The sequence below is a fragment of the Novosphingobium sp. AAP83 genome, assembly GCF_001295795.1.
GTDB lineage: Bacteria > Pseudomonadota > Alphaproteobacteria > Sphingomonadales > Sphingomonadaceae > Novosphingobium.
This window is the reverse complement of the sequence record NZ_LJHY01000022.1, coordinates 200,109-223,987: the sequence shown is the minus strand read 5'-3', so window position 1 is coordinate 223,987 and position 23,879 is coordinate 200,109. Positions and strand designations below refer to the sequence as shown.

General features: G+C 57.2%; 22 protein-coding genes. 10 read left to right on the top strand and 12 right to left on the bottom strand.

Translation table 11 applies throughout. The features are described 5' to 3' along the window. Positions 1-78 precede the first annotated feature (78 nt). Genes IP81_RS12655 through dusB form a run of 3 tightly spaced genes read right to left on the bottom strand, consistent with a single transcriptional unit; the run spans position 79 to position 3,685 of the window. The gene (locus IP81_RS12655; protein WP_054108342.1) at positions 79-1,515 is read right to left on the bottom strand and encodes a sigma-54 dependent transcriptional regulator; all 1,437 of its coding nucleotides are present in this window, start codon (positions 1,513-1,515) and stop codon (positions 79-81) included. Next, the gene (locus tag IP81_RS12650) at positions 1,512-2,633 is read right to left on the bottom strand and encodes a nitrogen regulation protein NR(II) (RefSeq protein WP_054108341.1); all 1,122 of its coding nucleotides are present in this window, start codon (positions 2,631-2,633) and stop codon (positions 1,512-1,514) included. Before IP81_RS12650 ends, IP81_RS12655 begins: the two co-directional genes overlap by 4 nt. Next, a complete protein-coding gene (dusB, locus tag IP81_RS12645; protein WP_054108340.1) occupies positions 2,630-3,685 on the bottom strand; it encodes a tRNA dihydrouridine synthase DusB in 1,056 nt (351 codons plus the stop codon). The genes IP81_RS12650 and dusB overlap by 4 nt, the downstream gene beginning before the upstream one ends. 100 nt (positions 3,686-3,785) lie before the next feature. Between dusB and IP81_RS12640 the strand changes: the two genes are divergently transcribed. Genes IP81_RS12640 through IP81_RS12630 form a run of 3 tightly spaced genes read left to right on the top strand, consistent with a single transcriptional unit; the run spans position 3,786 to position 6,024 of the window. Continuing rightward, on the top strand, positions 3,786-4,946 hold the full coding sequence (locus IP81_RS12640) for a bifunctional 2-C-methyl-D-erythritol 4-phosphate cytidylyltransferase/2-C-methyl-D-erythritol 2,4-cyclodiphosphate synthase (protein WP_054108339.1): 1,161 nt from the start codon (positions 3,786-3,788) through the stop codon (positions 4,944-4,946). A gap of 18 nt (positions 4,947-4,964) precedes the next feature. Further along, positions 4,965-5,516 carry a hypothetical protein gene (locus tag IP81_RS12635; RefSeq protein ID WP_054108338.1) on the top strand — a complete coding sequence of 184 codons (552 nt, stop codon included), beginning with the start codon at positions 4,965-4,967 and terminating at the stop codon, positions 5,514-5,516. 4 nt (positions 5,517-5,520) lie between these two features. Further along, complete coding sequence (locus IP81_RS12630; RefSeq protein WP_054108337.1) at positions 5,521-6,024, top strand: CinA family protein; 504 nt, start codon at positions 5,521-5,523, stop codon at positions 6,022-6,024. Here IP81_RS12630 and IP81_RS12625 read toward each other — a convergent pair. Beyond that, on the bottom strand, positions 5,985-6,446 hold the full coding sequence (locus IP81_RS12625; RefSeq protein ID WP_054108336.1) for a type II toxin-antitoxin system RatA family toxin: 462 nt from the start codon (positions 6,444-6,446) through the stop codon (positions 5,985-5,987). The genes IP81_RS12630 and IP81_RS12625 overlap by 40 nt on opposite strands. Before the next feature lie 18 nt (positions 6,447-6,464). Next, complete coding sequence (lipA, locus tag IP81_RS12620; protein ID WP_054108335.1) at positions 6,465-7,403, bottom strand: lipoyl synthase; 939 nt, start codon at positions 7,401-7,403, stop codon at positions 6,465-6,467. 66 nt (positions 7,404-7,469) lie between these two features. Between lipA and IP81_RS12615 the strand changes: the two genes are divergently transcribed. Next, on the top strand, positions 7,470-8,123 hold the full coding sequence (locus IP81_RS12615) for a carbonic anhydrase (RefSeq protein ID WP_054108334.1): 654 nt from the start codon (positions 7,470-7,472) through the stop codon (positions 8,121-8,123). Positions 8,124-8,191: 68 nt separating this feature from the next. On the opposite strand, the gene IP81_RS12610 is transcribed toward IP81_RS12615, so the two are convergent. Next, positions 8,192-9,517: a lipopolysaccharide assembly protein LapB gene (locus IP81_RS12610; RefSeq protein ID WP_231626578.1), complete on the bottom strand. Its 1,326-nt coding sequence runs from the start codon at positions 9,515-9,517 to the stop codon at positions 8,192-8,194. A 332-nt stretch (positions 9,518-9,849) separates the two neighbouring features. Between IP81_RS12610 and gyrA the strand changes: the two genes are divergently transcribed. Together gyrA and IP81_RS12600 are read left to right on the top strand one after the other, a co-directional pair. After that, a complete protein-coding gene (gyrA, locus tag IP81_RS12605; protein ID WP_197274633.1) occupies positions 9,850-12,588 on the top strand; it encodes a DNA gyrase subunit A in 2,739 nt (912 codons plus the stop codon). Then, positions 12,585-12,938, top strand: a complete 354-nt coding sequence (locus tag IP81_RS12600; RefSeq protein ID WP_054108331.1) for a DUF952 domain-containing protein — start codon at positions 12,585-12,587, stop codon at positions 12,936-12,938. Before gyrA ends, IP81_RS12600 begins: the two co-directional genes overlap by 4 nt. A gap of 6 nt (positions 12,939-12,944) precedes the next feature. Here IP81_RS12600 and IP81_RS12595 read toward each other — a convergent pair whose 3' ends face one another. After that, a complete protein-coding gene (locus IP81_RS12595; RefSeq protein WP_054108550.1) occupies positions 12,945-13,628 on the bottom strand; it encodes a lysoplasmalogenase in 684 nt (227 codons plus the stop codon). Between the two features lie 68 nt (positions 13,629-13,696). Between IP81_RS12595 and trmFO the strand changes: the two genes are divergently transcribed. Continuing rightward, a complete protein-coding gene (gene trmFO / locus IP81_RS12590; RefSeq protein ID WP_054108330.1) occupies positions 13,697-15,064 on the top strand; it encodes a methylenetetrahydrofolate--tRNA-(uracil(54)-C(5))-methyltransferase (FADH(2)-oxidizing) TrmFO in 1,368 nt (455 codons plus the stop codon). Between the two features lie 16 nt (positions 15,065-15,080). Here the strand turns inward: trmFO and IP81_RS12585 are convergent, their stop codons facing one another. After that, positions 15,081-15,548, bottom strand: coding sequence for an EF-hand domain-containing protein (locus IP81_RS12585; protein WP_054108329.1), 468 nt, complete (start codon positions 15,546-15,548; stop codon positions 15,081-15,083). An 84-nt stretch (positions 15,549-15,632) separates the two neighbouring features. Beyond that, positions 15,633-16,220 carry a hypothetical protein gene (locus IP81_RS12580; RefSeq protein ID WP_054108328.1) on the bottom strand — a complete coding sequence of 196 codons (588 nt, stop codon included), beginning with the start codon at positions 16,218-16,220 and terminating at the stop codon, positions 15,633-15,635. Between the two features lie 407 nt (positions 16,221-16,627). Between IP81_RS12580 and IP81_RS19750 the strand changes: the two genes are divergently transcribed. The 3 genes from IP81_RS19750 to IP81_RS20450 are packed head-to-tail and all read left to right on the top strand — an operon-like array spanning position 16,628 to position 20,111. After that, complete coding sequence (locus tag IP81_RS19750; protein WP_231626784.1) at positions 16,628-18,562, top strand: TadE/TadG family type IV pilus assembly protein; 1,935 nt, start codon at positions 16,628-16,630, stop codon at positions 18,560-18,562. Further along, positions 18,559-19,155: a TadE/TadG family type IV pilus assembly protein gene (locus tag IP81_RS12565; protein WP_054108325.1), complete on the top strand. Its 597-nt coding sequence runs from the start codon at positions 18,559-18,561 to the stop codon at positions 19,153-19,155. Before IP81_RS19750 ends, IP81_RS12565 begins: the two co-directional genes overlap by 4 nt. Next, complete coding sequence (locus IP81_RS20450; RefSeq protein WP_054108324.1) at positions 19,152-20,111, top strand: hypothetical protein; 960 nt, start codon at positions 19,152-19,154, stop codon at positions 20,109-20,111. The genes IP81_RS12565 and IP81_RS20450 overlap by 4 nt, the downstream gene beginning before the upstream one ends. Before the next feature lie 130 nt (positions 20,112-20,241). On the opposite strand, the gene IP81_RS12555 is transcribed toward IP81_RS20450, so the two are convergent. From IP81_RS12555 to IP81_RS12545, 3 genes are all read right to left on the bottom strand, one after another. After that, positions 20,242-21,603 (bottom strand): pyruvate dehydrogenase complex E1 component subunit beta, encoded by a 1,362-nt coding sequence (locus tag IP81_RS12555; RefSeq protein WP_054108323.1) that lies wholly within the window; start codon positions 21,601-21,603, stop codon positions 20,242-20,244. Between the two features lies 1 nt (position 21,604). Further along, positions 21,605-22,615: a pyruvate dehydrogenase (acetyl-transferring) E1 component subunit alpha gene (pdhA, locus tag IP81_RS12550; protein ID WP_231626687.1), complete on the bottom strand. Its 1,011-nt coding sequence runs from the start codon at positions 22,613-22,615 to the stop codon at positions 21,605-21,607. A gap of 381 nt (positions 22,616-22,996) precedes the next feature. Beyond that, positions 22,997-23,863 (bottom strand): hypothetical protein, encoded by an 867-nt coding sequence (locus tag IP81_RS12545; protein WP_197274615.1) that lies wholly within the window; start codon positions 23,861-23,863, stop codon positions 22,997-22,999. Between the last annotated feature and the right edge of the window lie 16 nt (positions 23,864-23,879).

Here is a 23,879-nt window from a genome sequence, read left to right as displayed (position 1 = left end):
GCTATATAACAACACTCCTGTTGCAGAAATGCAAGAGGAAAGCCGCCTCCCAGCACAAACAGGATTGGGCCAAGAAAATCAGTCCTTGGTCAGATAGTCGTCCGGAAAGATGCCGAGGTCCGACAGGCGTTTGCGCAAGGTGTTGCGATTGATGCCAAGCATCTGTGCTGCACGCAATTGATTACCGCCGGTCTTGCTCAACACATTAAGGAACAGTGGCCGTTCGAACGCAGCCAGTGCCGCGCCATAATACTCACCATGTGCCGGTTGATGTTTGTCGATCCAGTAATCCACCGCGGCACCAAGATCTGCCGGATCGAACATAGCCAGATCGGCAGGGCGCGTAACGCTTACACCTTCGGACTGTGCCAGCAAAGGCTCGATCGAAGTGGCATCAATGATTTCATCGCGTGCCAGCAGCGCCAGGCGATAGATGAAATTGCGCAGTTCGCGCACGTTGCCGCGCCAAGGCTGGCGCGCAAGGATTTCTGCGCCGGCCTCGGTCAAATGACGACGCGGGAGGCCTTCGGCCGCCGCCTGCGCCAGGAAATGGCGCGATAAAGCTTCGATATCGTCAGCACGTTCGCGCAACGGGGGCAATTCGATCGGCACGACCGCAATACGGTAATACAAGTCCTCGCGAAAAGTGCCTGCGGCGATCATGGGCAGGAGATCACGATTGGTGGCAGCGACAATCCTGCAATCGAGCGTAATTTCGTCACGCCCGCCAACGCGGCGGACCTGGCCCGATTGCAGCGCACGCAGCAGCCGGGTTTGCGCCTGCATTGGCATATCACCAATTTCATCAAGGAACAGCGTGCCGCCACCAGCTTGTTCAAACTTGCCGATAGAGCGCGCCACAGCCCCGGTAAAAGCGCCCTTTTCGTGGCCGAACAATTCGCTTTCGATCAATTCGCTGGGGATCGCGGCAGTGTTCACCGCAATAAACGGACCGGCGCGGCGATTGCCAAGCTCGTGAATGGCCTCGGCAACAAGTTCTTTGCCCGTGCCTGATTCCCCCAGAATGAGCACGGTCAGATCATTGCGCAACACGCGCGTGATCATGCGGTAGACCGCCTGCATCGCCGGACTGCGTCCCACCAGCGGCAAGCCTTGTGGCACGTCTTGTGGTACATCAAACGCTTCGGCCTCAGCCTTGCCAATTGCCTGCGTTACAGTTCGGATAAGCTCTTCAAGATCGAAAGGCTTGGGGAAGTACTCGAACGCTCCGGTGTCGCTTGCGCGAACCGCGGTATCCAGAGTGTTCTGCGCCGAAAGGATAATGATCGGGAGGCCCGGATCGGCATCGCGCACGCGGCCAATCGTCTCTATCCCGTCACCGTCTGTCAGCATCACATCGGTTAGCAACAAGTTGTAGGCATGGCTAGCAAGGAACTGGTCCCGTCCGGCGATAGAATCGCAACGATCAACGTTGAAGCCCTCAGCTTCAAGCGCTGCTGTGATAACCAGCGCAATCGAGGCGTCATCCTCAACTAGCAGGACGCGTTTTCTCATAGCGTTGGAACCGATCCAGCTACCGGAAGATGAATGCGGAAGTGGGTTAACCCGCCCACTTCATCGCGATCATGGGTGATGCGACCGTTCATTTCGCGGACCAGCTTCTGAACCAACGCCAGTCCCAGCCCTTGCCCAAACTTCTTGCCCGTCACAAAAGGTTCAAAGATATGATCGCGCAAGGCTGGGTCAATGCCGTGACCATTGTCTGACACCCGCACTTCAATCGGCAACCGCAGCGGTAAACCACCCGGTCCTGCGTGCAGCAGGATCCCGCTGGCAAAGCGTGTGCGCACTACAATGCGTGGCGCTGGCTGCCCCTGACAGGCCTCGCGCCCGTTGCTCATCAAATTGAGCAGCACCTGTACCAGCGAATCGGGATTTGCCATGATTGGCGGGAGGGAGGGATCAAACTCCTCTTCAATCGCCACGGGTTCAGGCGATCCTGCGGCAATTACTGCCTGCGCACGCCGGACGGCTTCATGCAAATTGCAGGATTGCGCGGGCTCCATCCGGCGGCGCGAGAGCGATTGCATCTGATCGATAAGTTTGGCGATGCGATCAACCTCCGCCATGATCAAACCGGTCATCGCGCGGTCACGCTCGGACAGCTTGCGGTCGAGCAACTGCGCGGCCCCCCGAATACCGGCCAAGGGGTTCTTGATTTCATGTGCCAGCACTTCTGGCGCGCGCAAGGCGATCCCTTCGCCCCCGCCAGCCCCCCGGCCATCGCCGGATAAAGCTTCCACACCGACGCCTTCGTGCAGCATCAGCAATTGCCAGCCCGGGCAATAATTGACCGGGCTGGTCATTACATCGAAGCGACGCGGCGCGTGACCGCGAATCTGGACGCGAACACCGCGCGCAAACAATTGCGCTTCGCCCTCAGCCAATCGGCCAAGGATCAGCGGCTCATCAAATTCAAACAGTTCTGCCACCGATTTGCCAATCAGGCGGCGGGCGCCTTGCCCCATCAATTGCTCAGCCGCAGGATTAACCGCAGCAACGATCAGATCCGGGTCCAGTTGCAGCAACGCCAGCGGCAGACTGGCCACAACGCGCTTTGGATCGGGCTTTTGTGTCTGTTCCTGTTTGCGCCAATCCGGGGGTGTTATCATGCTGCTGCGCGCTGGTCCGCTGAAGTATCAACACCATGCGCAAGTTGATGCTCGATGGCGCGGCCATAGAAATCGGCAAGGCTGGCGATGACCGCATCCGGATCATCAATAAAGTTCACCTTGTTGCGGAAATCAGCCGAGCCGTGCAGGCCTTTGGTGTACCAACCAAGGTGCTTACGCGCCATGTTTACGCCGGTCACCGTGCCGTAATGCGCCTGCATTGCATGGTAGTGCTCGATAATAAGGGCATATTGTTCGGCTAAAGTCGGATCGGCCAACCGCTCTCCGGTTTGCAGCCAGTGCATCATTTGCCCCAGCAACCACGGACGTCCGTAAGATCCGCGCCCGATCATCACACCATCTGCTCCGCTTTGATCAATGGCAGTGGCCACATCCTCGATCGTGCAAATGTCACCATTGACCAAAACCGGCAGCGAAACAGCCTCTTTTACCCGCCGCACAAATGCCCAATCGGCATTGCCTTTGTACAACTGATTGCGCGTGCGCCCATGCACAGTGATCATTTTGGCGCCCAGATCTTCGGCAATCCGCGCCAGTTCCGGCGCGTTCAGGCTATCATGGCACCATCCCATGCGCATCTTGACGGTGACCGGCACGCTCACGGCTTTGACGGTGGCTTCGATCAGTCGTGTGGCCAGCGGAATATCGCGCATCAGTGCAGAACCTGCATCGCCGTTGACGACTTTGCGCACCGGGCAGCCCATATTGATGTCGATAATGGCCGCACCCTTGTCCTCAGACAACTTGGCCGCTTCTGCCATTTGCACCGGATCGCAGCCGACGAGCTGCATCGACACCGGTTCTTCGGTCGGGTGCCATGCTGCTTTCTGGATCGATTGGCGCGTTTCGCGGATCGCAGCCGGGCTGGCAATCATCTCGGTTACATTCAACCCTGAGCCAAAGCGGCGCACGATGGTGCGGAACGGCAAGTCTGACACGCCCGTCATCGGCGCCAGCACCACCGGCCAATCGACATTGACGGGGCCAACTTTGATCGGCTTGAGTTGCGGCGGAACGGAAACGTCGGACATACGGTAATCTGCCTAAAAAACAGGCATCCGTTTAATCCATCACCAGACAAACAGCAAGACTGTTGCTCCTGAAGGCCAAGCGCTGGTAGAGGCGCGCAAGATGGATATATCCAAACATCCCGGTGCCGCGCATGTTGCAGCCGTCGTCGTGGCGGCAGGCAAGGGCCTTCGTACTGGCGGCGATGTGCCTAAACAGTTCGTCATGTGGCGCGGCAAACCATTGGTTCGCCATTCGGTTGAGGCTTTGGCTGCGGCCGGCATTGCCCCCATCATCATCGCTATTCCCGAAGGTTGGAACGATGTTGCAGCTGCTTGTGTGAGCGGCATTTCCGGTGTTCAATTCGTGCAGGGCGGGGCAACCCGTCAGGCATCCGTAAAACTGGCGCTCGAAGCCCTCGAACATGATGCACCGGATGTGGTGCTTATTCATGACGCGGCACGTCCGCTCCTGACGCACGCGGTGATCGACGGGCTTCTGGCGGCTCTTGAGACGGACGCTGCGGCTATCCCGGTTCTGCCGGTGGTCGATAGCGTGGTGCGCGGAACTTCAGGCTTCCGGGCTGAAACCGTGGCGCGCGATGAATTGTACCGCGTACAGACCCCGCAGGGATTCAATTTCGCTGCAATCCTTAACGCACATCGCGCGTGGAGTGACGGGCCCGATGCAGGTGATGATGCGCAAGTTGCGGTCGCCGCCGGAATGCAGGTCAGGTTAACCCCGGGCGATGAAAACTTGCGCAAGGTGACATTCGCTGCCGATTTACAGGAGTCTCCCATGAACCGCCCTCCCCGCACCGGTATGGGCTTTGATGTCCACCGGCTTGTCGAAGGCGAAGACTTGTGGCTGTGCGGCGTCAAAGTGCCACACAGCAAAGGACTATCGGGCCACTCCGATGCCGACGTTGCGATACACGCTCTGGTCGACGCTTTGCTTGGCGCGATTGCAGCAGGCGATATCGGCGATCACTTCCCGCCCTCCGATCCGCAATGGAAGGGCGCATCGTCAGACCGGTTTCTGGCCCATGCCGGCCAGCTTGTCGCTTCGGCAGGTTATGGCATTGCCAATGTTGACATCACAATCATCTGCGAGGCGCCAAAGATCGGACCACACAAGTTGGCTATGCGCCATGCTCTTGCCCGGATTCTCGGGATTGACTTGAGCGCTGTCTCGGTCAAGGCGACGACTACCGAACGCCTTGGGCTAACGGGACGTGGTGAAGGGATCGCAGCGCAGGCTGTTGTCACGATATATGCAAATTGATCGTCGAGGAGTGGAGTGATGGAAATATCCCGGACAGTCTTCATCCTTGGCGCTGCTGTGGCTCTTGTGCAGGGTCAAATTGCTTATGCCGCTGCCAATGCAGACAATTGCCTGACAGAGACAGAGGTCAGCGGCCTGGTGGGCTATGCCCTGCCCTCGGTAATCACTGGCACCATGAAGGCGTGTAAACCGCATCTATCACCAAGCGGATTTTTCGCGACACGGGGAACGGCATTTGCAGGTCAGTATTCTGCCCGGAAGGACACGAATTGGCCAATCGCCAAAAACGCTTTTCTGAAGCTTGGCGGTACCAAAGATGCATCAATGAATGAGACTTTGAAGGCCTTACCAGACGCCGCGCTGCAACCTTTTGTCGAGGCGATGGTTTCCGAGTTGGTAGGCGGCGAAATAAAGCCTACCCAGTGTACCGCCATTGAACGCGGCGTACGTATCCTTTCCCCGCTTCCGGCCGAAAACACCGCGGAGCTGATCACATTTGTCGTAGTGCTCGCAGACAAGCCGAAGAACGGCAAGCCGGCGTCTCTACCGATTTGCAAGGCTGCAAACTAACATCATGGATAGTATTCTTCCCGCCGAAATTGGCATCCTTGCGCGCCGTGTAATCGAGGAAAACGCTGCCATTGGCCGCAAACTGGCTGTAGCAGAAAGCTGTACAGGCGGTCTGGTTGCCGCAGCGTTGACCGAAGTGCCGGGCAGCTCCGCCGTGCTTGACCGTGGGTTTGTCACGTATTCAAACGAGGCCAAGGTCCAGCTTCTTGGCGTGTCTGAGGATGTTATTGATACGTTTGGCGCTGTTTCCATAGCCGTTGCGTGGTCGATGGCCCAAGGTGCGCTGAAGAAATCGGGTGCCGATGTTGCCGTTGCGATTACCGGCGTTGCCGGGCCGGATGGTGGCTCTGAGCAAAAGCCTGTCGGGACTGTGGTGTTTGCCTGTGCCAAGCGCGGCGAAGATCCTGAGGCCACAAACGCAGAACTCAAGTTGTTCGAAAACGCGATAACCCGGGCCGATGTGCGCTATCAGGCAACGCTGGTGGCGTTGGAACTGCTGCTACCGTAAAGCTGTAGCGCGCGCTTTTCGAACGCCGCCACCATTTTGCGAAACGCGCTATCAAGGTATTGCCCTGCCAGCTTTTCAAAGATCGCATTGCGAAACGCGAAATCGACTGAGAAATCGATGCGGCACCCACCGCCTTGTGCGGGGGTAAAGGTCCAGTCGTTCGCAAGGTTCTTTAACGGGCCTTCAAGATATTCCACCTTGATCGACCGGTTACGGTCTTTCAGCACGCGTGACGTAAACTTTTCCCGCAATGCGCTGAAGCCAACCAGCATATCGGCGATCATCACCGTCTCGTCATCAGACTTGATCCGCGTTGCCACAACCCACGGCAGAAATTCGGCATAGCGCCGCACGTCTGCAACCAGATCGTACATCTGTTCGGCCGACCACGGCAGTTCACGGGTTTCAGCGATATGCGGCAAGAGTAGCGGTCCTTTGCCTCAGGCCTTGGATGCCGCTTTGGCAAGCTGCGCTTCGCGCGCCGCCCGCATTTGCCGGAAATCGTCGCCTGCATGGTAGCTCGACCGGGTGAGCGGCGTAGCGGCAACTTGCAAGAAGCCCTTGGCACGCGCGATCGAGCCAAAAGCGTCGAATGCCTTTGGCGTGACGAACTCCATCACTTTGGCGTGCTTGGGGGTCGGTTGCAGATATTGCCCCATTGTCAGGAAATCGATCTGTGCCGAACGCATGTCGTCCATCACCTGATGCACTTCAAGCCGCTGCTCGCCCAAGCCCAGCATGATGCCCGATTTGGTGAAGATGTGCGGATTGTGGCGTTTGACCTGTTCCAGCAGGCGCAGCGAGGCATAGTATCGCGCGCCTGGGCGGATGGTTGGATAAAGGCGCGGCACAGTTTCCAGATTGTGATTGTAAACATCAGGCCCTGCATCGACGATGGCTTCAACCGCCGCTTCCATCTTGTTCCGAAAATCGGGCGTGAGAATCTCAATCGTCGTATCCGGCGTGGTTTCGCGCAGCGCCTTGATGACTTTGACAAAGTGGCCAGCACCGCCATCGGGCAAATCATCCCGGTCAACCGAGGTGATCACGATATGGGTGAGGCCCAGCTTTGCTGCCGCTGTAGCCACGTTCATCGGCTCCAGCGGGTCAACCGCGCGGGGCATGCCGGTCTTCACATTACAGAATGCGCAGGCGCGTGTGCATACATCGCCCAGAATCATCACTGTGGCGTGCTTTTTTGTCCAGCATTCACCGATATTGGGGCAAGCAGCCTCTTCACACACTGTGTTGAGACCCAATTCGCGCATTAAATTGCGCGTTTCGCCGTAGCCTTTGCTGGTGGGGGCTTTAACGCGAATCCAGTCAGGCTTGCGTTGACGCTGCGGCTGGATGGCCGGTGAGTTGGCTAAGTCGTTCATCACGAACAGATAGGCGCAACTGCATTCACTTGAAAGACCCAATCGATACACCCATAAGCATAAGGTATGGACCTGAATACCTCAGCAGAACTCGATCGGCTGATTGCCGGATACCACCGCTTTCGTGAAAACGCGTGGCATCCAAAGCTTGAACGCTGGGCAGAACTTAACACCGGTCAAGAACCGTCGGCAATGATCATTGCCTGCTCTGATAGCAGGGTTGATCCCGCCCAGATTTTCGATGTCGATCCCGGCGAGATTTTTGTGGTGCGCAATGTCGCAGCCATGGTGCCCCCTTTCGAAACAACTCCCGGTCATCATGGCGTTTCAGCCGCGCTTGAATTTGCGGTGCAAGTGCTAAAGATCAAAGAAATCGTCGTCATGGGCCATGGTCTGTGCGGCGGCTGCAAAGCGGCGCTCAACCAAAGCCTCAAAGGCACTGAGCCCGGCCACGGTGGTTTCATCGCGGACTGGATCTCCCTGCTCGACGATGCACGCGAACAAGTCGTTCACACGCACGGCGCGACTGGCAGTAAAGCAGAACGTGAAATGGAATTGGCTGGTGTTCGGGCAAGTCTCGCCAATTTGCGTACGTTCCCATGCGTGCAAAGCAAAGAAGCCAGCGGCAAAATCCGCTTGCGTGGGGCTTATTTCGCTATTTCGGACGGGTTGCTGCACATTCTTGATGAAACAACAGGCGAATTCGCGTCGGTTGGATAAAACCGCAACGTCGAGGAACAAAAAGGGCGGCCCGCACAGGCCGCCCTTTCCGTTACATAGGCTTTGAATTACGGACGCGCTTGCGTGGTCGCAAATGCTGACCACAGCCGCGCGAGCGATCCACGGGCGCCACCAACCTGCGCAAAGGTAGCCTTTGCATCCGCGAACTTGTCCTGATCAACCTGTGCGATGCCAAGACGGGTTAGCGCGCGATCCTTGTCGATATTGCCCTTCTCGATTGCCATCTTGTACATTTCCTCAGCCTTGGCTGGTTCATCGTACGAAAGGTAAGCATCTGCCATGGCTACAGCGCTACGGCCATCTTTGCCCGCACGTGCTTCACGGTCCAGCGCTGGCAGTGAAGCCTTGTCTGCTGCGATACGGCCCTTTGATTGGGCCATAGCATCGGCCACGAACGGGTCGTTGGCGCGCAATACGCCTGCCTTTACCCCGATTTCAGCAACCTTGAGCACTTCGCCGGGGAAACGGCGGGGGTCGGCAGCTTCGATGTATTCGATATACTCGCGCTCGACATACTTCGGATCGTTCTGAAAGCCGCCCGAACGCAATAGCAACCGGCCAAGATCGAGCGATTCCTGATTGGTGAAGGTGCCGAATTCCCGCACGAGTTGGGCTGCGCCCAACCAATTGAGTGCGGTAGGATCATTTTCAACCATCATCGTTGACCATTCGATGGCTTGCGGCCCAAGGCGGTTCTTGTAAGCGATCACGTTGGCGCGCTTGAACCATGCTTCAGGCACAACGCCGCCAGCGGCCTTGCGCATTGTCAGCGCGTTGCGCAACGCGTCAAGCGCCTGTGCATTCTGGCCTTGCTGGGAATAGCTGTCAGCCAGAAGCTCCGCAGCGGTATCGTCCTTGTAATTTGCCTGCACGACCGTGGTCAGCGCTGCAATCGCTACCGGGAAATCCTTGTTCGAATAGGCAAAGTTGCCGAGGTAGAACTGATAATCGTTCACGCTAGCCTCGGGAACCATCCCGCTGTCGAGCATATTTTTCATGCCGCGCTGCCGCATGCCGATATCGTTCAAAACGCCACCAATACTCACGGCCCAGCCACCAGCGGCCATGCGGTCAAGTGGTGTCGAAATCGTAGCTTCAGCTGCTGCTAGCTCAGCCCCTGCGCTGGCCAGCAAAGCCTTCTGGGCTTCCGGCGTTGCGCCTTTCTTCTTGGCTTCATCAAGCGCGGTCACGGTCTTCTGGATCGGTCCTGCCGCTGTAATAAACTCTTTCGAGTATGCCGCTTTAACTTCCTTTGGCTTCTTTTCTGCTGCAAACGCTGCCGTGGAGCCCACAGTCAGCGCGCCTGCACCGATGCTGGTGGCGAGCACGAGGGCCATCGCCGTCTTGCCAATCAACCCAAAAGTAGCACGCATAAAAATCGTCTCCTGTTCGACCGGATGCAGCGGCGGGGCGACCCTGCCTTGCGCCGTGAGCATCCGTGGTCCTCTCACCATTGGCTATACCCGCTAGTGGCGCGGATTTCTAACCTTGGCAACGGGGTGAGCGCTACCCTTTTCTGTTTGAACGGTGATTGAATGGCTCCTCACCCCAATATTCAGGCAATCCGTCGCAAGTGTGGAAAACCGGTGCCAAAACCGGGGCATCTTGCCTGTGTTGCTGGTCATCACCGGTCAATTGGCCTAGAGCCTTGACCCATCCTTGAAACAAAAATGAAAAAGCCACCACAGTGAGCGACGATATCACCATCATCGACCCCCCAATCCCTGCGCCAGAAGGCGAATTCCAGCGGATCGACATCGTCGATGAAATGAAGACCAGCTATCTCGATTACGCGATGAGCGTGATCGTTAGCCGTGCGCTGCCAGATGTGCGCGATGGCTTGAAGCCGGTTCACCGTCGCATCTTGTGGACCAGCCACGAAAACGGCTTCGTCTCGACCAAGGCCTATCGCAAATCGGCGCGTATCGTCGGCGATACGATGGGCAAGTATCACCCGCATGGCGATAGCGCGATCTACGACGCTTTGGCGCGCATGACGCAAGACTGGTCAATGCGCCTGCCGCTGCTCGATGGTCAGGGCAACTTTGGCTCGATGGACCCCGATCCACCGGCGTCAATGCGTTACACCGAAGTGCGCTTGGCCAAAGTGGCGGATTCGCTGCTGGCGGATATTGAAAAAGACACGGTCGATTTCACGCCGAACTACGATGGCTCGGAACATGAACCGCAAGTCCTTCCCGCGCGCTTCCCCAACCTGTTGGTCAATGGCGCTGGCGGCATCGCGGTCGGCATGGCCACCAACATTCCGCCGCACAACCTTGGCGAAGTGATCGACGGTTGCTTGGCCTATATGGACAACCCGTTGATCACGATCGACGAGCTGATCCAGATCATCCCGGCGCCAGATTTCCCAACAGCACCGCTGATCCTCGGCCTTTCGGGCGCGCGCAAGGCGTACCACGAGGGCCGCGGTTCGATCATCATGCGCGCACGCCACAAGGTTGAAGAAACCCGTGGTGATCGCCGCGCTATCGTGCTCACCTCGATTCCCTATCAGGTCGGTAAATCCGGTCTGGTCGAAAAGCTGGCGGAAGCCGCCAAGGACAAGCGCATCGAAGGCGTCTCGGACATCCGCGACGAATCGAGCCGCGAAGGTGTGCGTGTGGTCATCGAACTCAAACGCGACGCCACGCCCGAAGTCGTGCTCAACCAGATCTGGCGCAACACGCCTGCGCAATCGAGCTTCCCGGCCAACATGCTGGCGATCCGTGGTGGCCGTCCCGAGGTTCTGAACCTCAAGGACATCATCGAAACCTTCGTGCGTTTCCGCGAAGAAGTGATCACCCGCCGCACCAAGTTTGAATTGAACAAGGCGCGCGATCGCGCGCATATCTTGCTTGGTCTCGTCATCGCGGTGACCAACCTCGATGAAGTCGTGCGGATCATTCGTGGCTCGCCCAACCCCGCCGCTGCCCGCGAAACGCTGATTGCGCGCGAATGGCCGATGGGTGAAATCGCGCCCTATATCAAATTGGTTGAGGCTATCGAAGACATCGGGGTGGCCGATGCCGCCACCTATCGCCTGTCTGAAACCCAGGTTCGCGCTATCCTTGAACTGCGCCTGCACCGACTTACCGCGCTGGGCCGCGATGATATCGGTGGGGAACTGGAAGGACTGGCCATTGCCATTACCGAATTCCTCTCGATCCTGGCTGACCGGGTAAAGCTCTATGGCGTGATGCGCGAGGAGTTCCTCGAAGTCCGCCAAGCCTACGCCACACCGCGCGTGTCCGAAATCATGCCCGCCGCCGATGGCATCGAAGACGAAGACCTGATCGAACGTGAGGACATGGTCGTCACGATCACGCTTGATGGCTATATCAAGCGCACCCCGCTCTCCACCTTCCGCGCGCAGAACCGGGGCGGCAAAGGCCGCAGCGGCATGGCGACCAAGGAAGAAGATGCTGTCGGCACGATGTTCGTCACCAGCACCCACACACCGGTGCTGTTCTTCTCGACCGCAGGCAAAGTCTATCGCCTGAAGGTCTGGCGTTTGCCCGAAGGCGGGCCGACCACGCGCGGTCGCCCGGTGGTCAACCTGCTCCCGGCGCTCGACAAGGACGAGACGATCGCAACCGTGCTGCCGCTGCCCGAGGATGAGGCCGAATGGGGCAAGCTCTCGGTCGTGTTCGCTACCGCCAAGGGCAACGTGCGCCGCAACTCGATGGACGCGTTTGCCAACATCCCGTCGAACGGCAAGTTCGCAATGAAGTTTGATGCCGATGAAGATGGTGCGCCCAATGTGGATCGCCTGATCGGTGTTGCCTTGCTCGAAGCCAGCGATGATGTCCTGCTCGCCACCCGTGCGGGCAAGGCCATCCGCTTTGCCGGCGATGAAGTGCGCGAATTCACAAGTCGCACCTCCACTGGTGTGCGCGGCATGACGCTCAAGGGCGATGACGAGGTGATTTCGCTATCGATCCTCCACCGCGTCGGCGCCACGCCTGAAGAGCGTGAGGAATACTTGCGCTTCGCCCCGTGGAAGGGTGAAAAGGAAGGCGAGATGGCCGATCAGGAGCGCTACACCGTTATGGCGGAGCGTGAGCAGTTCATCCTTACCGTCTGCGCCAATGGCTATGGCAAGCTGTCCTCGGCGTTCGAATATCGCCGCACCGGTCGCGGTGGCCAAGGCATCACCAATATTGATAACATCGCCCGCAACGGGCCGGTGGTCGCCAGCTTCCCTGCCGTTCAGGCCGATCAGCTTATGCTGGTAACCGATCAGGCCAAGCTAATCCGCCTGCCCTTGGCTTCGTTGCGCGTGATTGGCCGTGGCTCGGCAGGCGTGCGGCTGTTTAGCGTGGCCGGCAGCGAACACGTTGTCAGCGCGGTCCGCCTTGCCGAAGACACCGAAGCAGGTGACGAGGTTGAGGGCGAAGCGGGCATTCCCGAAACTGATGGCGGTGAGAACGCTCCAGAATGAGCGATCTTCCCGCCGTTGCCTACAAAGTGCTTACCGGCCCCCAAATGGCGGAACTAGAGGACGCCAGGCTATTCAAAGGCGCGCCTATCGATCTGGCCGATGGCTATATCCACTTGTCGACCCTCACCCAATTGACCGAAACGGTCGACAAGCACTTTGCAGGGCAGAGAGATCTGCATGTCGTGGCTGTTGATCTCGAAGCACTGGGTGATGCGGTAAAGTGGGAGCCTTCGCGCGGCGGGCAGTTGTTCCCCCATATCTATACGGATTTACCGCTGAACGTAGTGTTGGCCTATGGTCCTTTGGAGCGTGATGCAGACGGCAATGTCTTGACGCCAGTGGCCGGTTGATCGGCCTCATCCTTCGCGGGCATCACGAATTGGCTGAGCAATACCAAACTCCCCCCGCCCCCGCAGCGTGGTGATAACGCCCGTGCAGATCAGAAACTGTCCGAAATAGTACAGCGGCCAGATCAGCATGTCCGGCACCGAACTACCCGCCAACGGCCCCATGCCCGCAAAGATCAGCAAGTCAGACACCACAAACATCATCGCCCCCAGACCAACGCGATAACGGGGAAAACTGCTCAACCATGCTGAAGCAGCCATCCCGGCAAGACTTAACGCATAGAACGCAACCTCTGGCGCGTGCGTCAATTGCCATGAGATCAGCGGCACGCCTATTAAAGTTGCTACAGCGGCGGCCTTTTGGCTTGCAGTGGGGTGTTCCCGCCTATGCCGCAGGTAGAGCAAAATCGCGGCCAAATGCCCCAGAAAGAACGCCACAGCTCCGGCGGTAAAGAACACCTCAAGCAGCATATCGCCAACAGCACCAAGAGCCATGACAAGGGCGATTAGGTGGGCATCACGCGAGGGATAATGTGCCCATGCGTATGCCGCCATCAGCGCCACGCCAGCGCCTTTCCACAAGATCAGCCAAAGGCCGGGAACGTGGCCCTTGGCCGCCAGCCAATAGCTGACGCCCGCGACAAGACTTGCCACCAGCCAAGGACGTTTCTCGATCAGCGCGCGTTTCGGCACTTGGTCCCTTCCTTCCAACCCATAGGACGGTCTTGCCGCAACGCCGCTGCAATGCCAAGGGCAGAGCCATGACGCATCAAGTACACATCATCGGCGGCGGAATGGCCGGAAGTGAAGCGGCCTGGCAATTGGCGCGGCGTGGCATCCGCGTGCGGCTATCCGAAATGCGCGGGGGCGGTGATACCACGGCGGCGCACAATAGCGATGGTCTGGCAGAACTGGTCTGCTCCAATTCGTTCCGTTCCGACGATCACGAGAAAAACGCGGTCGGCCTGCTCCACCACGAAATGCGCAATTGCGGCAGCCTGCTCATGGCCGCAGCCGAACAAGCCCGCGTACCTGCGGGCTCAGCCTTGGCGGTGGATCGTGATGTATTCTCCGCAGCGGTGGAAGCGGCGCTCGCCGCCCAACCGACGCTAGAGATCGTGCGTGAACGCATCGACGTTCTGCCCTCAGATGGCCTGACTATTGTTGCGACAGGGCCGCTCACCGCCCCTTCCCTAGCCACCAGCATCGGCGCGGCAACCGGTGCTGACAGCCTCGCGTTCTTTGATGCTATCGCGCCCATCGTCTATCGCGATTCCATCAATATGGACGTGGCGTGGATGGCCTCGCGCTGGGACAAGGGCGCCGAAGCCTCGCTTGCATTGGGCGGTGACGGGCGGGATTACATCAACTGCCCGATGACCAAGGACCAGTACCTTGCCTTCCGCGAAGAATTGCTGGCGGGCGAGAAGACCGAGTTCAAGGAATGGGAGGCCAACACCCCCTATTTTGACGGCTGCATGCCGGTTGAAGTCATGGCGTCGCGCGGGGTTGAAACGCTGCGCTTTGGCCCGATGAAACCCGTTGGCCTAGACAATCCGCATTGGGCCACGCCCGAACACCCCAATGGGCGCTGGCCCTATGCCGTGGTCCAATTGCGGCAGGACAACAAGCTTGGCACGATCTGGAACATGGTGGGCTTCCAGACTAAGCTGAAACACGCAGAGCAGGTCCGCGTGTTCCGCACCATTCCGGGCCTCGAAAACGCCGAGTTCGCTAGGCTTGGCGGCTTGCACCGCAATACCTTCCTCAACTCCCCAACGCTGCTTGACCGGCAATTGCGCCTCAACTCTGCCCCGCACATCCGATTTGCCGGGCAGATCACAGGTTGCGAAGGCTACGTCGAAAGCGCCTCGGTCGGCATGCTTGCAGGCCTGATGACCGCAGCGCAGATCGCTGGCCGCGACTGGACACCGCCGCCGCCCACAACCGCACTGGGCGCGCTGCTTTCGCACATCACCGGCGATGCAGTGGCCGAGACCTATCAGCCCATGAACGTCAACTTCGGGCTATTCCCGCCGCTGCATGATGTGAAAAAGAAGTCGCGCAAAGAGGCTTATACCGAACGCGGCAAGGCCGATATGGCGGGATGGATTGCCACCCTGCCATAAAATGTGATGCACCGCGTTATTTGCAGGAACACTTCGGCTTGGGCTTCTGCTTGGGCCGAGTCGTTGCGAACTCTTCACGGCTCAGCCACAAGTCGCCATTCCCGTCGGCGAACTTGAACTTATCGACCGTGGTATGTGCCCACTCTTCAAAGGTGAGCAAGTTATTGCCGTCTTTATCGAGTTTGCGAAAATCCTTGGCGCGGGCAGCCAGCATTTCGTTGCGGGTGATCCGGTTGTCGCGGTCTTTGTCGAGCATATTGAAGCGCTTGGTTTCGCGCCCCACTTCGGTGGCTTCGGGCGGTGCGACGCCCATCAGGCCATCGACATCGGCCGAAGGCAAATCATCCGGCACCGCCTCCGACGCTTGTTCCACCGCCAATACCGGGGCAGCTCCAAATCCTGTTTCGGCACGCCCTTGCCACCAGAACACACCAGCTGCCACCAGCATAAGTGTTGCCAGCCCTCCCAGCAATCCGCGCAGCATGGCCAATTCTCCTCTGTTGAGGAGTGAACCTAGCGCCTCAGCGTGGCTTGCGGCACCGAGAGATCGTACCGCTTTGGCAGGATTTTACCGTCCCAACAGCCCGATCCGCAACAATGCTGCAAAACTTGCCCAAGGGCGCGTCGCCTCGCCTTGCGTCACGCGCTCAGCATGCGCACCCAGAACCGACAAAGGTCGCATCCTGCGCGAGAGTTTGGGCAAGGTCTGACGATACGCAATGGGTTGCAACAGCCGCTCTGCTGTGACGCGCACGGCCTTGGCATCCTTTTCGCCAACCAGTCGGCCTAGCGCCTCATAAGCGGCAATGGTCGCTTCTGCCAAAGCCGCACCACCATCCTCGCCAACAACTTTGGCCTCCCAACCGTCGACCAGGCCGATCAGCGCTGGCGCTTCGGCGCTCCATCCTGCCAGGCGTACCAGCAACGGCTCACCTTTGGGCCTGCGCTCAGCAGGCTCTGCCAGACGATCACGCCACCATGCCAGACGCAATTGGATCATCAGCGGATCCCGTCCCGGCCTTGCCGCGTCTTCAAGGCGATGTTGCAACAAAAGCAGTGCTTCCCACGCTACGCGCGCCTGGCGATCAGCATAAGCCAAAGCGAGCCGCTCAACCGGTTCCAGAACATCGGGGGTGTGTGGCGCAGGGTCGGGCATTAACAAACAACCTTGGGAGTGATGGGCAACGGCGACGCCGTTCCGTAAAGGTGCGCCTCCTAATCGGAAAGGAAAGAATGTAAACCATTCATATTCCTTCATTTTTAAAAAAACAAATCCAATACAACCTATCCGCACGAACAACGTTATCTGAAAAATTAAGTATTTGTTATCATTATAAAAATGAAAACCATACGATCAATTACAAAATCCCCGCCCACCAATATGCAACCGAAATGTTAATCTGAACAGTGGCGATAACTCTCATTCGATTGCCTATTTTTACTGGATGTTAACCAGAGACCTTATCCAATGTATTACGCATTTGCCGTTAGTGCAGTCCAATGCACAACAATCTCATATCCCGGCTCGTCAGTAAGCGTAAGGCACCAGCGATATTGCGTAAGGTGCAACGCACAATCAAATCGCTGCGCAGCGATACCAGCGGCAATGCCTTGATGATCATGGCATTTGCGGTGGTGCCGCTGTTTGCCTTAGTCGGGTCTGGCCTCGATATGGGGCGAGCGTATTCGGTCCAATCGCGGTTGCAACAAGCATGCGACTCCGGAACCTTGGCGGCACGCAAGGAGTTGGCGGTAACGCCAAACTTCTCGGTCAATGCGCATGGCGCGGCCATCACAACGAAGGCCAACCGGTTCTTCAACGTCAACTTCCCAGACAAGCTCTACAACACCAAAAATCGCAATTTTCAGATTGCGATTGAAAGCGATTCATCCATCAGCGGCGTTGCGACCGTGGTCGTGCCCACCGATGTGATGAAGATGTTTGGCAAGCGGGACATTTCTTTGCGCGCCACATGCAAGGCCGAGCTAAGTGTGCCTAACACTGACATTATGCTGGCGCTGGATGTTACCGGATCGATGTCTGGCACGAACCCCGGTGACAACGGTAGCCGGCTTAGCATTATGAAAACCGTTGTGAAGGATTTCTACACAACAATGGAAACTGCTAAGTCCTCTACAAGTCGCATTCGTTATGGGTTTGTACCCTATTCTACGAATGTCAATGTTGGAGGCATATTGAGAAACGACTGGGTAGTTAATCAATGGACGTATCCATCGCGAGTATGGACGGAAATAGAAGGGCCGGTTCGGGATGTTGATGAATACAGCAATACTGTCTATGTTTCAGGCTCTGGTACTGAGACCGTTGGTCATGTGATTAATGCATTTTGGCACTCAGGACAACCAGGAGGAGGAGGAGGGCCAATTGCTGAAGGCCAAACTTCATCTGGAAGTTCAGGTGGTACGCCGGGTTACTGGTGGTGTCCTGCAGGTCCATGGGAAAGCCCAAGTGAAACCTGGTCTCATCGTGAGATTTCCCGCACTCCTGTCACCAATCCAAATGGTTTCCGCGTTGTTACCGAAACGACACGGACGAGGAATGGCAAATACAATTGGTATAGTCTATCCGGTAGTAGTTGTACGTTAAAAACATGGCATGCTAATAACTACGTTGATCGCTATACTGTTACTCGATATCCGGTAACCACAACAACATCTCAATGGGTGTATAAAGACGTCCAAATTGCCACCAACAATTGGAAGGGACAAACTGCCGGTTGCATGGAAGAGCGTTCCACATATGAAATATCGGATTATGGCAACGTCGACCTGAGCCGCGCAAAAGACCTCGATATCGATCTCGTACCAACGAATGATACAAGCACGCAATGGCGTCCCATGTATTCCAGCATGGTCTATGGCCGTGCAAAGGATGTGAATAACAATGGTCATTGGTCAATCGCTGAAGTCTCGACACATGCCGAGTTTCTACATCCTGCAAGCATCGGCTTCTCGCCATGCCCGACGGCTGTTGAAAAACTGCAAACGTGGAACACCAATCAGTTTAACCGTTATGTTGATGGGCTGACTGCGGCCGGCAACACCTATCACGATATCGGCATGCTCTGGGCAGCACGGCTGCTATCGCCAACCGGGTTGTTCGCTTCTGAGAATGCTGATGCTTCTGCCAGCAAGCCTACAAGCCGCCACCTGATCTTCATGACAGACGGACAGACTGAGCCCTTCGATATCAGCTATGGTGCCTATGGTCTTGAACCGCTTTCGCAACGGCGTTGGAGAGAAGGATCTGCGCTTACCCTTACGCAGACAGTGGAGAAGCGTTTTGCATTTGCTTGTGAAGAGGCAAAAAAGAAGCGCATCACGGTTTGGCTGATTGCCTTTGGCACCACGGTTAACCCGATCATGTCTCAATGCGCCGGACCGGGCCGCTCGTTTAGCGCCTCAAACGCTGGCGAACTCCAAACCGCTTTCCTCACCATCTCCAAGTCGATTGGTTCACTGAGGCTTTCGGAATGAAACAGGCTTATCTTCTGCGCCGCGTTGTGCGGCAAACAGATGGCGCAGCGGCTGTCGAGTTTGCCCTCATCGCACCAATGCTGATCATGGTCATCATGGGCATGTTTGATATTGGCTTCTCGATTTACGCAAATGCCACTTTGCAAGGCGCTGTCCAGCAGGCCGCACGCAAGTCCACCGTGGAAGGCGGGCAAGCCAGCTGGAGCTTGATGGATAATGCGGTTCGCAAGCAGGTCAGATCTGTCGTCCCCCAAGCGACGGTGACATTCAGCCGTAAATCCTATGCCAACTTTTCAAAGGTAGGCCTGCCTGAAGACTTTACGGACGTTAACAGGAACGGCCGCTGCGATGCCGGAGAACCGTTCGAGGATGCCAATGGTAGCGGAACGTGGGATCAGGATCGGGGTGCAAATGGGATAGGTGGCGCGCGCGATGCGGTGCTTTATACCGTTACCGTCACCTACAAACGTCCTTTCCCAATGGCTACGCTGGCCGGATTGCCACGAAACATCACGCAAGTTGGCAAGACCGTGCTCCGCAACCAGCCTTACGATTCACAAAGAAGCCGTGCCAAGCCAGGGACATGCACATGAACAAGCGGTTTTCAAAAGTGACACGCAAACTCAGCCAATTGCGCACCAACGTCTCGGGGACGGCAGCGATGGAATTCGCGCTGGGCCTGCCGATGCTGTTGGGCCTTGGCATGTGGGGAGGCGAACTGGGCAACATTGCCATGGTAAACATGCAAATCAGCCAGTTGGCCATGCAGATTGCCGACAACGGCTCGCGGATTGGCGATACGTCAATGCTTGAAGATCTGAAGATCTATGAAAGTGATATCAACGATCTGCTCGAAGGAGCCAACGTCCAGGCCAACAGCCTTGATATCATGCGCCGCGGACGGATTACGATTAGCAGCCTCCAGGTTGTTCCGGGAACCACCAACAAGCAATACATCCTGTGGCAACGCTGCAAGGGCAGTAAAGCCGTTCCATCGCGATACGGCCCGGCAGGCACGGGGCAATCGACGACGCTGACCGGGCTTGGTCCTGCTGGGGCTGAAATCACGGCAAGCGCGGGTGATGCGGTTATCTTCGTTGAAATCGAATACGACTATCAGCCGCTGATTTCGAAAGCATTTGCACCCGCCAAAGCGATCCGGGCCGTTGCTGCGTTTAATGTGCGCGATGATCGCGACATTAGCCAGATTTACCAACGCAATCCGAGCGCGCCTGATGCAGTTTCAACGTGTACGGTAACGCCAATCACTCCAACACCGACACCGACACCTACGCCGACGCCTACACCTACGCCGACACCGACGCCGACACCTACAATGTCACCGTTGTGCCAATGGCTCATAGCAAACAACCTACCCGCTTCCACATTAGCGCTATTTGGCTGCTCAAATCCAGCGCCAACGCCTACTCCAACGCCAACGCCAACGCCAACGCCAACGCCGACCCCCACCATCACACCAACGATGACACCAACGCCCGTTAAGCCGCCGCCACGTGCACCACGGCCAGCTCCCGCAAGGCCAACATAAAGAAATATCCTGTACCCAGCCTCAATGGAAGTTATGCGGGAATTGCAGTCTCATAAATACAGTAAATAAAAAAGGGCGCGCGCAAATCATTGCGCGCGCCCTTTGTTGCTAAGGCCACACCGGCCAGTTTTCAGCGATAGCAAACTTTGCGCACGGCCTCTGCCACACGCTTAGCATCAATCAGCGCCGCCTTTTCAAGGTTCGCGGCATATGGCAGTGGCACATCTTCGTTACACACGCGCAAGACGGGCGCATCAAGATGGTCGAAGCCCTCTTCCATGCAAATCGCAATGATTTCAGAGGCGATGGAACACACCGGGAAGCCTTCTTCGGCCACAACCATGCGGTTCGTCTTCGCCAGGGAAGCCAGCACCGTTGCCTTATCCAGCGGGCGCAATGTGCGAAGATCGATAACCTCGGCGTCAATACCTTCGTCAGCCAGCGTTGCCGCCGCTTCAAGCGCCAGTCCGACGCCAATCGAATATGACACGATCGTCACATCCTTGCCCTCGCGCACGATCCGCGCCTTGCCGATAGGCAACACGAAGTCATCCATCTGCGGCACATCGAACGTCCGGCCATAGACCAGCTCGTTTTCAAGGAACACCACAGGGTCTTCGCTGCGGATCGCGGCCTTGAGCAAGCCCTTGGCATCAGCAGAATCAAACGGCGCGATCACAATCAGGCCGGGTACGTTGGCATACCACGGCCCGAAGTTCTGCGAATGCTGCGCCCCCACGCGGCTTGCTGCCCCGTTCGGACCACGAAACACAATAGGGCAACGCATCTGCCCGCCCGACATGTAGTTCGTCTTCGCTGCCGAATTGATGATGTGGTCAATCGCCTGCATGGCGAAATTGAACGTCATGAACTCGATGATCGGCCGCAATCCGCCCATTGCAGCGCCCGTACCGATCCCGGCAAAGCCATATTCGGTAATCGGGGTATCGATCACCCGGCGCGGACCAAACTCGTCAAGCAGGCCTTGCGTCACCTTATACGCGCCTTGGTACTCGGCGACTTCTTCACCCATCACGAAGATGCGATCATCCGCTCGCATTTCTTCGGCCATTGCATCACGCAAAGCCTCGCGCACCGTTGTGCCAACCATGGCAGTGCCAGCGGGCACTTCAGGATCAGCCGCAGACACCGGCGCAGATGCAACCGCTGTCTTTGCAGGTGAAGGCGCCACAGGCTCTGGTGCCTGCATAACGGGAGCTGGTACTGCGGCCGCAGGCGCCGCGACCTCATCATCGCCCTGCAAAGTTGCGATTACGGTTCCCACTTTCACGCCCTCGGTACCCTCGGCGATCAGTATGCCGGAAACGACACCTTCATCCACTGCTTCGAATTCCATCGTCGCCTTATCAGTTTCAATCTCGGCAATGATGTCGCCGGATTTAACCGTGTCACCGGCTTTGACCAGCCACTTGGCCAGTGTGCCCTCTTCCATCGTGGGTGAGAGGGCCGGCATTTTCAGTTCAATTGCCATCTCAATACTTCCCCACCAAAACGTCGGTATAAAGCTCGGCCATATCAGGCTCGGGCGATGTTTCGGCGAAATCCGCCGCGTGGGCGACGGTCTGGCGGATACGCTTGTCGATTTCCTTGATCTTCTCTTCGGTCACGCCGCGCTTCAGCAATTCGGCCTTGGCCGCCTCGATCGGATCGTGATTGTCGCGCATGTCCTGTACTTCTTCACGGCTGCGATACTTGGCCGGGTCAGACATTGAATGCCCGCGATAGCGATAAGTCTTGAGTTCCATCAGCACCGGACCATTGCCGCCCCGCACATATTCCAAGGCCACTTCGGCAGCTTGGCGCACTTCGAGCACGTCCATGCCATTCACGTCCATGCCGGGAATACGAAACGCAGTGCCACGACGATAGAAATGTGTCTCTGCCGAGCCACGCTTCACCGCCGTGCCCATGGCATAACCGTTGTTCTCGACCACGAAAATGATCGGCAACTTCCATAGCGCGGCCATGTTGAAGGTCTCGTAGACTTGGCCCTGATTCGATGCACCATCACCGAAATAGGCCATGCAAACACCGCCATCTCCGCGATACTTGTGCGCGAACGCGAGCCCTGCACCCAACGACACTTGCGCGCCAACAATGCCATGCCCGCCAAAGAACTTATGTTCGGTGCTGAACATGTGCATCGAACCGCCCTTGCCCCGGGAAATGCCCGCGCCACGTCCGGTCAGTTCAGCCATGATCACTTTGGGATCAATGCCATAGGCCAGCATATGGCCGTGATCGCGATATCCCGTGATCACGCTATCGTGGCCCTCTTGCAGCGCAGACTGCAAACCGACGGCAACAGCCTCCTGCCCGATGTACAAGTGACAGAAGCCACCGATCAGGCCGAGTCCGTAAAGTTGCCCTGCCTTTTCCTCAAACCGGCGAATCAGCACCATCTGCTCGTAGAACTTCATCAGTTCTTCGTCGGAAGCGTCATAGCGGGTGTGATTGGCGTGCGCCTGCTGCAAGCTACGCAGAGCGAAATCGGCTTCCTCGGCAACTGATGAAGCTAAAACCGGTTCGGCGGCTGGGCTATGGGTTTTGCTGGCAACTGATTTTGCGGATGCAGTGGCAGCTCTGGGGGCGGCTCTGGGCCTTGTGGGCTTTGCCAAGTCTCGGTTTCCTCTTCTGGCACCTCAAGTTCCGCAAATTCCGGAACACATGATGCTGCTATAGCCTAGAGGGATATGTTCGCAACGCTGTTCAACAGTTACGAACCTTTCACGAATAGCTATGCAAATTTTTTGTACCAAAAAGGTTAATTTCTTGCATGAGCAATATGAATTACTCGCCGAGACACCCTTTCAAGACCTTCAAGGGGCGATCAGTCGCAAAAGCGGCTTCTCCCTCTGCGTGGATCAAAGTGATGCATTACCAAAACTATGCTGGCATTGCTCGGCCGGGGGAGGCTCGTCTGCTCTCGCGCGGGCTTTGCGCACTAACAGGCGCTCAGGTCTGCGATCTTGCGCCACTTTATACAGTTGCGAAGTCTGTTTCACATAATTCGAAACGGCACTCGCGCCTTGGATTTGCTCAACCAGTTCTGGCGTTCGCTCAGCCTCGAACAGGCGCAAAGGACGCGTTGGATCGTGCGTTTCAAAGCGGGCATAAAACCATGGTTCACCGCGCTTTAGCACCAGATCCTTTTTCGTATCGTACCATTCAAACGCCCACATCATCGGGCGTTGCCAAATGTGAATCGGCAAACGTCCGCCGATCAGCGCCCCCGGCCAGGGGTCAGCGCGATAGTGCAGGAACGGCGGCATTTGCGTCATGAACACGGGTTCATCGCTGAGGAAAATGTAAGGTGTGATAATTTGAATCACAGGGCGGTCAGGATGTCGCCACTCTTTTTCCGAGACCATGGCAAGCATGGCGTTAAGATGCTTGTTGCGAATAGCCGATCTATCGCCATCGGCATTGATCAAAACAGGCGTGCCCTTTTCATTGCGGCCAAATCGCAGCCGCAAATCGATTGGGCAGGTAATCTCGAACAAACGCGCTTCATGATCGAGCACGCCCGGACAGAAGTTCACCGACTTGCCATGGCGCGGCGGCGGATCAGCGCGATGGATGCGGCGTGGTTCAGCCCAGATGAACCGCGCCTTGTCGGTTTCCAATACCCAACCCACGTCGACCGCGCGGGACGCCTGTGGCGGTGAAGCCGCAGGCTCGCCCGCGCTGCCTTCGTCATTGTTTGCTCTGTTGGCAAAAAGCCAAGCCATCAACTTTCTAAGCACG